10 protein-coding genes are annotated in these 12,911 nt (G+C 69.9%); 8 read left to right on the top strand and 2 right to left on the bottom strand.

The genetic code is table 11. The features are described 5' to 3' along the window. Window positions 1–79 precede the first annotated feature (79 nt). Window positions 80–1,567 (bottom strand): PEGA domain-containing protein, encoded by a 1,488-nt coding sequence (locus tag Q664_RS36140; protein WP_052519101.1) that lies wholly within the window; start codon window positions 1,565–1,567, stop codon window positions 80–82. A gap of 568 nt (window positions 1,568–2,135) precedes the next feature. Here Q664_RS36140 and Q664_RS36135 point away from each other — a divergent pair. Then, the gene (locus tag Q664_RS36135; RefSeq protein WP_043406493.1) at window positions 2,136–3,143 is read left to right on the top strand and encodes a diacylglycerol/lipid kinase family protein; all 1,008 of its coding nucleotides are present in this window, start codon (window positions 2,136–2,138) and stop codon (window positions 3,141–3,143) included. 20 nt (window positions 3,144–3,163) lie between these two features. Here Q664_RS36135 and Q664_RS36130 read toward each other — a convergent pair whose 3' ends face one another. Next, window positions 3,164–3,976, bottom strand: coding sequence for a class I SAM-dependent methyltransferase (locus Q664_RS36130; RefSeq protein ID WP_043406490.1), 813 nt, complete (start codon window positions 3,974–3,976; stop codon window positions 3,164–3,166). A gap of 98 nt (window positions 3,977–4,074) precedes the next feature. Between Q664_RS36130 and Q664_RS36125 the strand changes: the two genes are divergently transcribed. The 7 genes from Q664_RS36125 to Q664_RS36095 all read left to right on the top strand — a co-directional run bounded on the left by Q664_RS36125 (window position 4,075) and on the right by Q664_RS36095 (window position 12,784). Further along, window positions 4,075–5,127, top strand: a complete 1,053-nt coding sequence (locus Q664_RS36125; protein WP_052519100.1) for an AraC family transcriptional regulator — start codon at window positions 4,075–4,077, stop codon at window positions 5,125–5,127. Window positions 5,128–5,237: 110 nt separating this feature from the next. Further along, a complete protein-coding gene (locus tag Q664_RS36120; RefSeq protein WP_043406487.1) occupies window positions 5,238–5,927 on the top strand; it encodes an NUDIX hydrolase in 690 nt (229 codons plus the stop codon). 105 nt (window positions 5,928–6,032) lie between these two features. Further along, complete coding sequence (locus Q664_RS36115) at window positions 6,033–6,839, top strand: protein phosphatase 2C domain-containing protein (protein ID WP_043406485.1); 807 nt, start codon at window positions 6,033–6,035, stop codon at window positions 6,837–6,839. 4 nt (window positions 6,840–6,843) lie between these two features. After that, window positions 6,844–8,712 carry a hypothetical protein gene (locus Q664_RS36110; protein ID WP_200883817.1) on the top strand — a complete coding sequence of 623 codons (1,869 nt, stop codon included), beginning with the start codon at window positions 6,844–6,846 and terminating at the stop codon, window positions 8,710–8,712. 399 nt (window positions 8,713–9,111) lie between these two features. Then, window positions 9,112–10,182 (top strand): cysteine hydrolase family protein, encoded by a 1,071-nt coding sequence (locus Q664_RS36105; protein ID WP_043406482.1) that lies wholly within the window; start codon window positions 9,112–9,114, stop codon window positions 10,180–10,182. 118 nt (window positions 10,183–10,300) lie between these two features. Then, window positions 10,301–11,113, top strand: a complete 813-nt coding sequence (locus Q664_RS36100; protein WP_200883816.1) for a hypothetical protein — start codon at window positions 10,301–10,303, stop codon at window positions 11,111–11,113. Between the two features lie 216 nt (window positions 11,114–11,329). Beyond that, on the top strand, window positions 11,330–12,784 hold the full coding sequence (locus Q664_RS36095) for a HAMP domain-containing sensor histidine kinase (RefSeq protein ID WP_043406478.1): 1,455 nt from the start codon (window positions 11,330–11,332) through the stop codon (window positions 12,782–12,784). Window positions 12,785–12,911 lie beyond the last annotated feature (127 nt).

The raw sequence follows: 12,911 nt of genomic DNA, 5'->3' as shown, positions 1-12,911 counted from the left end.
GGTTCAACCCGGGAAACTGGAATAGTCGGGAGAGCAGGTCAAGGAAATGGTTTCACATGGAGTGTGGGTGCCTGTGTCACTAGAACGTCCCCGACAGCGTGGCGCCCGCCCCGTCCGGGCCCGCCGTGACACCCACCGACACCGGCGGAGGCGCCTCGTTGGGCGACAGGAAGAAGAGCACGGTGCCCGTCACCACCGCCGCGCCCGAGCCCACGAGCAGCCCCACCATGGTGTTGTGCTTCCGCGCCACGTCGCGCAGCAACCGCACGCCCCGGGTGTCCTCGGCGCTGATCTTCCCATCCACCAGGTGCCCGTTCGCCGGATTCGTGAGCTCCTGCCACTCGGGCTCCAGGGAGAGCCGCATGTAGCCCGCGCCCGCCAGTGCCGCCACACCCACCCCCAGCGTCACGTAGGACAGCACGCGCAGCGGCCGCACGGAGCCACCGGACTTCTCCGTCACCTCCGGGGTGAGCATCGCCGAGGGCTGCTCCCACGGCGGCTGGTGGTTGGGCTTCGCGACCACGAGGCTCGGCTGATCCTTGCCCGTGGTGACGAAGTCCACCAGCGCGGAGAGCGACTCGGACGGCGCATCGAGCCCCTGCGTCTTGACGCCTCCCTCGCGCAGCTTCTGGCCCCCTTCCACGTTGAGCACCGTGGCGGCGAGCCACTTCGGCCCGTTGTGCGTCCCCTCGAGCCTCACCACGATGACCTCCTCCACGCCCAGCGTGCCTCCCAGGCGCACGGCGTGGGACAGCTCCGTCTCCCCATCCCCGTCCGACGCGAGGCACGGGAAGGGACTGGCCGAGATGGAGCCCTCATACGCCAGGTCCACCAGCACCGGCGTCTCCGCGCCCTGCACCGGCAACTGGCGCGGGAAGCTGAGCGCCTCGCCCTTCTTCACGCTCAGGTCGTACGTGCCCGCGGGCACCTCCAGCACCAGCGGCGTCTGCCCCACGCTCCGCCCATCCAGGAACACCTCGGAGGGCGACAGGTTGGACTTCACCGAGAGCTTCACCTTCCTGCCCCGCGCCAGCTCGCGACGCAGCTTGTCGAAGGCCTGCCGCGTGGACGGCGTGTAGTAGTCCGGATCCAACGCGTACTCCGGCTCCAGCCGCAGCACGTTGCGGAACGCGTCGTCGCTCTCCTTCACCTTGCCCAGCGCCCGCTGGTTCATCGCCAGCAGCAACTGCGTGTCCACGTACAGCTTCCAGCGGGCCCCGCCCGGCGGCAGGCGCGTCACCTGCCGGAGCACCTCGTCGATGGCCTGCGCCGCCCGGGCATGACGCGCCTCGTAGAACTGGCCCTGCGCGGCCTCGAGCTGCCGCTTGATGTCCTCGAAGCTGCCGGAGGGTGGGGGGAACAGCCGCTCGGCGAAGTCCGCCGCCCCCAGGACGTTCTCTCCAGGACGGGACACCAGCCTGTCGTAGAGCGCCTTGGCCTGACCGCTGAGCTCCGCGTCCTTGCAGTCGCCACTGGAGACCACGACGCGGCGCGGCGCGGCTCCCGCCGCGCTTCCGAGCACCAGCGCGAGCACCACCATCGAGTACGAGTTCTTGAGGAAGGTCATGATGTCCGAGCGCGATTGCAGGGCCCGTTCCGCCGGCCGCCGGGCCTCGCGCCGCCGAGATACCAGCCGTCACGCCACGTCCACAACCCATCCCCCGTGCGCCAGAACGCAGTCATTCCGCGCCCTTGGGCGGGCCTCCGGCTTCCTACCCGTCACGGTGTCCGCCGGCTTCGTTTCCCGGCGCGCCCCGCTCCTTCCACCGCGTCCCGTCCCGATACTGGACGGTCCGTCCTCGTGCCTGGAGCCACCTCGCCCGTCCTCCGGGAGGCCTGGCCAGCGCTTCCGTGCACCGCTCCGCGTCATCTCCATCTTGGCAACGGGGAGGTGACGGCCGGAACCCGCGTGGAGGGACGATGCCCAACAGAAGGCTCCCACCCCTTCTGCTGGCGGTTGGACGGCGGGCGGCGTCCGGCTTGCGCCCGTCACGGGCACGCCACAGCGTGGAGGCACATGGCGCTCGTCCCCAGGTGGTGAGGGGAACCCCTCATGTGTCCGTCACTGGATGATGATCGCCAGGTCGAGACGCCATGACGAAACCATGACATGGCTTGGGGAGAGTGACACCGCCATGAACATCGCCGTGATGGTCAATCTGCGCGCACGCCGGGGCTCCGAGAGGGTCGGCGGTATGGTGCAGCGCTTCTTCCCCCGGGCCCGCCTGGCCCTCACCCGCTCGCTGGAGGAGGCCCGGACGTGGATCTCCGAGCAGCTGCGTCCCAACCCGCCCACGCTGCTGCTGGCCGGAGGAGGTGACGGCACCATCACCGGGCTGCTCAACGAGCTGCGCCTGCAGGGCGTGGCGCTGCCGGCCATCGGGGTGCTGCCGCTGGGGACGGGCAATGCGTGGGCCCGCGTCACCGGGGCGCCCAAGCCCGCGGTGGCCCTGCGCCAGCTGGCCGCCTGTGGCGAGCGCCTGCCTCCCCTGCGCCCCTTCTCCCTGGTGCGGCTGGAGAACCGGGTGGCGCCCTTCGCTGGCACGGGTTGGGACTCGGAGACGCTGCAGGACTTCAAGGACCACCTGTCCAAGTTCCCGGCCGGGCCGCTGCGCGAGGCGAACGCCGGCCTGCGCGGGTACATGAGCGCCCTGTTCACGCGCACCATTCCCCGGCACCTGTTCGGCAAGAGCCAGTTGCAGGTGAAGGTGTACAACCTGGGGGCCCCGGCGCTCACCGTGGACGCGCGGGGCAACGTGATACCCATTCCCCATGGGGAAACGGGCGCGCTGCTCTACGAGGGCCCCGCGGGCGTCGCCGGAGCGGCCACCACCACCGAGTGGGGCTTCGGCTTCAAGGCCTTCCCGTTCGCCCAGGCGGTGCCGCACCGGTTGTCCGTGCGCGTCTATGGCGCCGGCGTGACCGAGGCCACCCTCAACATGCGCCGGCTGTGGCGCGGCCATCACCCGATGCCTCACATGCACGACTTCTTCGTCGAGCGCTTGCGCATGGAGTTCGATCGCGACGTGCCCTTGCAGATGGGGGGGGACCTCATGGGCCTGCGCCGCTCGCTGGAGTTCGACCTGGCCGAGGAGTCCGTGCAGTTGGTGGACTGGCGGCAACTCCAGCGTCTCGTGGCCTGACGAGGTGAGCCGGAGACGGCCTACTTCCCGGGGCGCGAGTTCGCGGGCAGACCGAGCACATAGGTGACGATGGGCTTGCCGGGCCGCTTCAACTCGCCCACCTCCCAGGTGTAGCCCTCGCGGGCCATCGAGGCCGTCATGGCGCGCAACTCCTCGGGGCGGTGCGCCCGGAAGGCGGACACCAGCCCGTCCCAGAGGCTGGCGAGCGGCGCCACCGGCAGCACGTACGTGAGCAGCAGGCGCAGCGGCGTCAGCGGGCGGATGAGCGGGGTGAAGAGCCACACCATCAGCGGCACCGGCAGCATGCCGAGGATTCCGGCCGGCGTGCGGCGCATGATTTCAAAGGCGGCGAAGGGGACGTTGTGCTGCTGCGCGTCCGCGAGCACCTGCCGGGCCTGCTCGGGCCGGAAGTGGTGCAGGGCGTTGAAGAGGGTGCGCATGCCACGCAGCTCCGGAGGCACCCGCGTGGCGTCCACGGGCCGCTCCAGGTAGCCGACGCCATGGGCGCGTGCCCGCTCGGCCGCGTTGGCGGTGGGGTACAGGTCGCTGAGCACCACGCGCGGCTTCAGTCCCTGCGCCTTCTCCAGCAGGCGGCAGAGCCGGGGCAGGGGACCGCTGCCTCCCGAGCCGAGGTCCAGCAGCTCCTGGCTCTCCGAGGCACGCAGGCCCCGGGCGAGCACGTCCGTGGCGGCATCGAAGGCGCCCGTCTTCTCGCTGACGGTGTGGAGATAGTCCGTGCCCAGGTCTCTCAAGGTGCGCGGATACCAGTCCTGATCGAGCAGCTCGAAGAGGTGCAGGCGCGGGATGAGGGCGGTGGAGGTGGGCTCGTTCATGGGCTGAAGGTGCCATCCGGGCGGCCGTCCTGCACTGGCCGCTGGCGCCAGAACGGCTTGCACCGGGCGCCAACCGCTCGCTAGCGTCCCCGCCGTCGATGGCGTCCTCCTCTCCTCCCGCCGCCCTCTCTTCCCGGCTCGTCCGGCAGGCGCTGGACATCGCGGCCGAGCACAAGGTGCCCATCGAGGCGCTCTGCCGCGAGGTGGGCCTGCGCCTGGAGGACCTGGACGACCCTGAGTTGCGCATCCCCTACGCCGTGCTCGACACCCTCCTCGAGCGGGCGGTGGAGGTGACGGGGGACGACAACCTGGGCCTGCACATGGCGCGCATGAGCGAGGTGGACCCGGATGACGCGGCCGGGCTCGTCATCCTCACGAGCGCGACGCTGAAGGAGTCCATGGTGCGCGGGTGCCGCTACCAGCGCGTCTGGGGGGATGGGGATCGCTTCGGGGTGGAGGACACCGAGCGCGGAGTGCGCATGCGCTTCACCCCCGTGGGACCGTGGCGGCCGGCACACCGGCAGATGGCCGAGGTCGCGCTCGTGCAGGTGGCCCTGGGGATGCGCTACTTCACGGGGGTGGACGTGCGGCCGCTCCAGGTGCGCTTCGCCCACGCGGCGCCCGCGGACATCCGCGAGCACGAGGCCCTCTTCGCCTGTCCGCTCGTCTTCGGCGCGCCGCGAAACGACATCGAGTACTCCCACGCGGACGCGGAGCTGCCCTTCGTCCACGCGGATGCGCTGCTCAACACCCTGTTCGAGAAACAGGCGCAGCGGCAGCTCTCGCGGCTACCGGTGACGGCGAGCCTCACCGAGCGGGTGCGAGAGCAGGTGCGGCGCACGCTGTCGGGAGGGGACTTCACCTTCGAGGCGGTGGCGAGGACGCTGCACCTGCCGCCGCGCACGTTGCAGCGCAAGCTGGCCGACGAGGGACAGAGCTACGCGGGCATCCTGGAGGCGGTGCGGCGCGAGCTGTCGGAGAACTACCTGCGGCGGAGGATGTCCATCGCGGAAGTCTCCTTCCTGCTCGGCTATGGCGAGCCGGCCACGTTCCACCGGGCCTTCAAGCGTTGGTGGGGGATGAGCCCCGAGGCCTTCCGCCGTACCCACACTCCCCACATTCCCTCTCCCCCCGGGAGAGGGTCGGGGTGAGGGTGCCCGTCCCCGTCCTCCTGCCCCGTGCATCCACTCGGATTTCCGCCGCTTGACGGAGTGTCCATCCAACACTATGCGGTGGGCACGAACGGAACGAAAGGAATCCCGTGAGCTACACCTACGACTACCCGCGCCCGTCATTGACGGTGGACTGCGTGGTGTTCGGCCTGGACGACGAGGACCTGAAGGTGTTGCTCATCAAGCGCGGCGTGGAACCCTTCCAGGGCCGGTGGGCGCTGCCGGGTGGCTTCGTCCGCATGGACGAGTCGCTCGAGGACGCCGCGCGCCGTGAGCTCCAGGAAGAGGCCGGCATCCGCCCCAACCTGATGGAGCAGCTCTACACCTTCGGGGCGCCGGAGCGGGATCCACGGGGCCGGGTGGTGAGCGTGGCCTACTTCGCGCTGGTGAAGCTGTCGGATCACCGCGTGCACGCCGCCACCGACGCCCGGGAGGCCGCCTGGTTCTCCGTCTATGACGTGCCCAAGCTGGCGTTCGACCACGCGGACATCCTCGCCACGGCCCACCAGCGGCTGAAGGGCAAGGTCCGCTACCAGCCCATCGGCTTCGAGCTGCTGCCGCCCAAGTTCACCCTCACCCAGTTGCAGCGCATGTACGAGAAGATCCTCGAGCGCGAGCTCGACAAGCGCAACTTCCGCAAGAAGCTGCTCGCCATGGAGCTGCTCGAGGAGCTCGACGAGGTGGAGCAGGACGTCTCCCACCGCGCCGCGCGCCTCTACCGCTTCGACCACAAGAAGTACAAGCAACTGGAGAAGGCCGGCTTCAACTTCGAGCTGTAGTCCTTCTCCCCACCCGGGCCATCGGGTTGACTTCGTGTTTTATGGACACTAACTTGGTGTCCGTAGAACACGACATCTGCCCAGGCCACCTGGGAGAGGAGAGCCATGTCCGCGCTGCCCTTCGAGCTCGCCGCCGCCACCGTGCAGGGCCGGGAGCACGCCCGAGCCGGACGCAACAACCAGGACTCCTTCTGGGCCCGGGCGAGCGAGCACGGTCTGGCCGCCGTGGTCACGGATGGGTGCGGCAGTGGCGCGCAGAGCGAGCTGGGGGCGCAACTGGGCGCCCGGCGGGTCGTGGAGGGAGCGCTCTCGCTGCTGGGCAGGCAGGTGCCCATCGAGTCCCCCGAGTTCCTCCAGCGCCTGGGCGCGGACGTGCTGTGCTTCCTCCAGGCCATCTCCGGGGAGCTCGGCGAGCGGGCCATCGGTGAGGCGCTCCTCTTCACCGTCGTGGGCGCCGTCGTCACCCCCGAGCACACGCTCGTCTTCTCCGCGGGCGATGGGCTCTGGGCCCTCAATGGGGATGTGCACCGGCTCGGGCCCTTTCCCAACAACGCGCCGCCGTACCTCGCCTATGGGCTGCTGAAGCCGGGCGCCGTGTCCTTGAAGGCCAACACCCTGCGGCCCACCGCCGAGGTGGATTCGCTGCTGCTCGGCACGGATGGAGTCTCGGACCTCGCGGGCCTCGCTGAATCGCGAGTGCCCGAGCGCGAGGAGCCCGTGGGTCCGCTCTCGCAGTTCTGGAGTGATGGCCGGTACTTCTCGAACCCGGACGCACTGCGCCGCCGCCTCGCGCTGCTCAACCGCGAGTCCGTCCGCGCCGACTTCCCCGCCCGCAGACTCGAGCGCGTGCCCGGGTTGCTCTCCGATGACACCACGCTCGTCGTCCTGCGCCGCCGGCAGGGGAGGGCCTGACACCATGGACGTCTATCTCGAGGGCAAGAGGCTCCGGTTGGACCCGAGGAAGGCGCTCGGCAAGGGCGGCGAGGCGGATGTCTTCGACCTCGGGGACGGGCGCGTCCTCAAGCTCTTCAAGCCTCCCGAGCACCCCGACTACGACAACCTCCCCCAGGAGCAGGCCGCCGCACGGGCCCGCATCGCCGAGCACCAGCACAAGCTGCCCGCCTTCCCGAGGCCCCTGCCCGCGCGGGTGGTGTCTCCCGAGACGCTCGCCACCGACAAGAAGGGCACGACGCTGCTCGGCTACGCCATGCGCAAGCTCGAGGGCGCCGAGCCCCTGCGCCGCTTCGGCGACCCGGCCTTCCGCCGCGCCGGTGTGCCGTCCTCCCGCGTCTCCGAGCTCTTCCGCGGCTTGCACCGCACGCTCTCCGCGCTCCACGGCAGCGGCGTGGTGGTGGGGGACTTCAACGACCTCAACATCCTCGTCACCGGCAACGATGCCTGGCTCATCGACGCGGACAGCTTCCAGTTCGGGTCCTATCTCTCCCCCGTCTTCACCGAGAAGTTCCTGGACCCGCTGCGCCTGGGCGGCTCGACGCAGGGGCTGATGCCCTCGCGCCCGGCGTCTCCGGACAGTGACTGGTATGCCTTCACCGTCGCGCTGATGCAGAGTCTTCTGTGCGTGGGGCCCCATGGCGGCATCCACCGCCCGAAGCCTCCCACGCCCAAGGCCACGCCCACCGCTCGCGTCCTCCAGCGCATCACCGTCTTCCACCCGGACGTCCAGTACCCCAAGCCGGCCACCCCCTTCGGTGTGCTTCCGGATGACCTGCTGCACTGCCTGCACCGGGTGTTCGTCGAGGATCTCCGCGGGCCGTTCCCGTTGCCGCTGCTGGACTCGCTGCGCTTCACGGTCTGTGCCTCGTGTGGCGTGGAGCATGCGCGGGCCTCGTGCCCCACGTGCCGCCCGAGCGCGACCCTGGCCACCACGCCCGTCACCACCGTGCGCGGCCAGGTGGTGGCCACCCGCCTCTTCACCACCGAGGGCGTCATCCTCCACGCCAGCGTCGAGGACGGGACGCTGCGTTGGCTCTTTCACGCGAACGGGGCGTACCGGCGCGAGGAGGGCTCGGCGGTGCTCCAGGGGGGGTTGGAGCCCTCGCTGCACTGGGCACTGCAGGGCGCCGTCACGCTGGTGGGGAAGGGCGGGGAGTTCGCGGTGCTCGCCCCGGGCCAGCGCCCCGAGCGGCTCGGCGTGGATGCGCCCGAGCAGCGCCCGGCCTTCGCGGCGAATGCGCGCCACCGTTACTGGGCGCACGCGGGTGCACTGTGGCGCGATGGGGCGTTCGCTCCCGAGCGGCTGGGCGAGGTGCTCGATGGGCAGACGCGCCTCTTCGTGGGGCCGCGCTTCGGGCTCGGCTTCCACCGCGCGGGCTCGCTGCGCGGTGCGTTCGTCTTCGACGCCGAGCGCCCGGGACTCCGGGATGGCCTGGCGCTGCCGTGGCCCTCGGGCCGGCTGGTGGACGCGGAGGCCGTGTTCGATGGCGCGAACTGCTGGCTCTTCCTCGCCGAGGAGACCGGCGGCCGGACGGTGAACCACTGCGTCGTGGTGGGCGCGGATGGCACCGTGAAGGCCAGCGCCAGGGGCGAGGCGGGGGATGGCTCGTGGCTCGGCTCGGTGCGAGGGAAGTGCGCCTCGGGTGAGGCGCTGTTCGCTCCCACGGACGCGGGGCTCGTCCGCGTGGAACTGCGTCAGGGCCGGCTCGAGGTGGTTCGCGAGTTCCCCGACACCGAGCCCTTCGTCGATGCAGACAGCCGCCTCTTCCTCACCCGGAACGGGCTCACCGTCGTCCGCCGCCAGGACATCACCGCCCTGCGGATGACGTGATTCCCAGGCGCCATGTGGCCGAGTGCTTCAGCCTCGGCTCCTGAGACCCGCCGCCCTCCGGGCGCGCTCTTCACGAACTTGTCCAACTGTTGGACAAGTTTGTGAACGTCGCGCCCGGCGGACTCCTCCTGCCTGCCGAGGCCGACCCGCCTTCCGGACGCGCGGTTCGCCAACTGGTCCGACTGTTGGACCAGTTGCTCGCGTCCGCTCCCAGAAGGCGCTCTCCCTTCTCTTCGCTCAGCGCCCAGGTTCGCGCAGGGCCTGACACCTCGCCCTACCCGGGGGCCAGCATCGATTCGGTCCACCTTGGCTTGACTACGTGTAATTCGGACACTATGTTGGTGTTGTCGATACACGAAGGGTGGCGCGGTAAGCCGCTCCACCCAGGAGGGTTGCACCATGAAGACCCAGTCGAAGCTGAAGGAGCTGCCGCTTCCGTCGTTCTACAAGTCCGCCAACGCCGCCTCCTACGCCTACGGCCCCAATGCCATGGCCCTCCAGGCCGAGGCCCAGACCTGGCGCGGCGCTCACGGCCTCTCCGCTTCCGCCACCGACTCGTTCAACCTCCACCTGCTCCTCATCGACGTCCAGAAGGACTTCTGCTTCCCCGAGGGCTCCCTCTACGTCGCCGGCCGCTCCGGCCGCGGCGCCATCGACGACAGCCGCCGCATCGCCGAGTTCGTCTACAAGAACCTCGGCGCCCTCACGAACGTCACCACCACGCTCGATACCCACTTCGCCTACCAGATCTTCTTCCCGTCCTTCTGGGTCGACCAGAATGACCAGCCCCTCACCGCCTACCGCGAAATCACCCGCGAGCAGATCGAACGCGGCCAGGTCCGCCCCAATCCCGCCATGGCCAAATGGCTCTGCGGCGGCAACTACCCCTGGCTCCTCAAGCAGGTGAAGTACTACTGCGAGGAGCTCGAGCGCGCCGGGAAGTACACCCTCTACCTCTGGCCTCCTCACTGCCTCCTCGGCGGCGATGGTCATGCCATCGCCGGTGTCGTCCAGGAGGCCCGCTTGTTCCACTCCTTCGCCCGCGGCGCCCAGTCCTGGGCCGAGGTGAAGGGAGGGAATCCGCTCACGGAGAACTACTCCGTCCTCCGCCCCGAGGTCCTCTCCCGCCACGACGGCCAGCCCCTCGCCCAGCGCAATACCCAGTTCCTCAAGACCCTCCTCACCGCCGATGCCGTCGTCATCGCCGGCCAGGCCGCCAGTCACTGCGTCAAGAGCTCCATCGATGACCTGCTCGGGGAGATCCTCGCCCAGGATGCCGCGCTCGCTCGCAAGGTGTATCTGCTCACGGATTGTATGTCCGCTGTGACCGTCCCCGATGGCAAGGGCGGGTTCGCCGCGGATTTCACTCCCCAGGCCGAGTCGGCACTGCAGCGCTTCGCCAACGCTGGCATGCACCTGGTGAAGTCCACGGATCCGCTCGCTTCGTGGCCGGATCTCCGGATCTCGTAGGCAACACGGAGCCCGATACCCTCACCCCGACCCTCTCCCGGTGGGAGAGGGAGTGGGGACTCTTTTCCCTCACCCTGACCCTCTCCCAGAGGGAGAGGGGATTTCCACGGAGGCTCAGATGAGTTCCTCGTCCAGCAATGGCAACAGCTCCAGCGCCAATGTCTCTCAGCTCTTCCAGGCCGCTCACGCCGAAGGGGTTCTCAGCCCCCAGGCCCTTCAGGCCCTCACCGTCGTGGACCTCGGCGCTCAGATACAGGCCGGCCTCGGCATCAGCGTCGATGACGTCCAGGCCTCCGAGGTCGTCCTCGTCACCGTCATGCCCGATGACTCCGGCTCCATCCAGCACGCCGGCCACGCCCGCACCGTCTGCGACGGCCACAACCTCGTCCTCGATGCCCTCCTCTCCTCCCAACAGAAGGACGGCGTCCTCTTCCACACCCGCTACCTCAATGGCTTCGTCCTCAACCCCTTCCGGCCCCTCGAGGACGTCGTCCGCATGCACTCCAAGAACTACGACCCCGACAAGGGCACGCCCCTCTATGACCAGGCCGTCGTCCTGCTCGGCACCGTGCTCGCCAAGGCCCAGGAGTTCACCCGCAACGGCGTCTCCGCCCGCACCGTCACCCTCCTCATCACCGATGGTGCCGACTGCCACTCGCAGAGCTCCCGCCCTCGTGATGTCGCCGCGCTCGTGAATGACCTGCGCCGCGCCGAGAACCACATCGTCGCCGGCATGGGCATCGACGACGGCAGCACCGACTTCCGCAAGGTCTTCCGCGAGATGGGCATCGAGGACAAGTGGATCCTCACCCCTGGCCAGAGCGCCCAGGACATCCGCAAGGCCTTCCAGGTCTTCAGCCAGTCCGCCGTCCGCGTCAGCCAGGGCGCCGCCAGCTTCAGCCGCACCGCCCTCGGCGGCTTCGGCGCCTGAGCCCCGGCTCACGCAAGAGGGGTCCGCCCGCCGCCTCGCTCACGCTCCCTCGGCTCCCCTCCCGCCGGGCATGGGGCTCCCGCTTCTTCCGGACACATCTTCGTGTTGCAGAGAAGGGAGGGCGCGGGCCCTCCGTCTCTCCGGGAGGAATCGCGTGGACCCTCGCAGCCCCCGCAACGTCCCGCATCGCGGCCGCTCCTTCCGCCGGGAGGCGTCATGAGTCTCAGGCGCATCATGACCGCCGCCATCGCCATGCTCGCGGCCCTCGCCCTGGCCGGCGCCGCCTCCCTCATCGTCCTGACCACCTACCTCCATCGCACCACCGCGAGCATGGGCAGCGCCGTGGAGGGCGTCCGCCTGGCCGAGGCCCTCCAGGTGGATCTGCTCTCCCTCTACCGGCTGTCCGACTCGCTCCTGCGCATCCCCTCCGACTCGCCCCGCTCCCTGGCGGCCATCGAGTCCAATCTCCGGCTCCACCTCACCGAGGCCCGCGCCAACGCCTGGTCGCCCCAGGAGCAGGCGCTCATCGACGACGCCGAGCGCACCATCTCCAACTACCTGCTCGCCCGGGAGCGCGCCGCGAACCTCCCCACCGAGCAGGCCGCCCGCGAGCTCGTTCCTTCCCTGGAGGCCGCGCTCGCCGCGTTGGATGGGCTCGTCACCTTCAACGTCAACGAGGCCCGGACCGTCCAGCTCCAGGCCGACCGGTGGGACCAGCTCGCCAACATCGGCGCCGTCAGCGTGGCCGCGCTCCTGGTGCTGGGCGGCGGCGCGCTGTTGTGGTGGTTGCGCCGCTTCGTCTTCCGCCCCCTGCTCGACATGAGCCGCGCCATGCGCCGCTTCGGCGCCGGCCGCAAGCGCACCCGCGCCCCCGTGGCCGGCCCCGTCGAGCTGCGTGACATGGCCCGCACCTTCAACGAGATGGCCAACTCCCTCGCCCGCCAGCAGGAGGAGCAGCTCACCTTCCTCGCCGGTGTGGCGCATGACCTGCGCAATCCCCTCTCCGCGCTGAAGATGTCCGCCGCCCTCGTCACCTCCGGCCGGCCCATCCCCGAGGAGCGCATGCAGAAGACCATGGCCCTCGTGCGCCGTCAGGTGGCCCGCCTGGACCGGATGGTGGGAGACCTGCTCGACGCCACCCGAATCGAGGCCGGCAGATTCGAGCTGAGCCTCGAGGAGCGCGATGCGCGCGAGCTCGCCACCGCCGTGGTGGAGCTGTACCAGGCTGGCGGCTCCTCACATGACTTGAGGCTCCATCTCCCCGAGGAGCCCGTCCTCCTGTGCTGCGACGCCACGCGCGTGGAGCAGGTGTTGCACAACCTGGTGAGCAACGCGCTGAAGTACTCGCAGGGCGGCAGCAGGGTGGACGTCATCGTCGGCTACGAGAGCGAGGAGGCGGTGTTGAGCGTGGTGGACCGGGGCATCGGCATCTCCAGCGAGGAGCTGCGCATGCTCTTCGCTCCGTTCCGGCGCACGGGGCGGGCCCGGGAGAAGGCACCGGGCGTGGGACTTGGACTGTCGGTGGCCCGGCGCATCGTGGAGGCTCATGGCGGCCGCATCGAGGTGGAGAGCCGCCCTGGCGTGGGCTCCACCTTCCGCGTCCGGCTGCCCCGCGCTCGCTCCGCGGCGCAACCGGCCGTTGCTTCGAGCCCGGCTGAGACCGTGCACTGAGCCAGGTCCCTCTCCCTCCACCCCAACCCTCTCCCTCCACCTGCTCCCTCTCCCTCCGGGAGAGGGTTGGGGTGAGGGTGGCTGGGCCCGTTCTTCAATCCGTGGACCACGGTGTGGATACAGGGTT

The organism is Archangium violaceum Cb vi76 (assembly GCF_000733295.1).
GTDB lineage: Bacteria > Myxococcota > Myxococcia > Myxococcales > Myxococcaceae > Archangium > Archangium violaceum.
The sequence above is the reverse complement of the archived record's forward strand: the minus strand, read 5'-3'. Positions and strand labels throughout refer to the sequence as shown.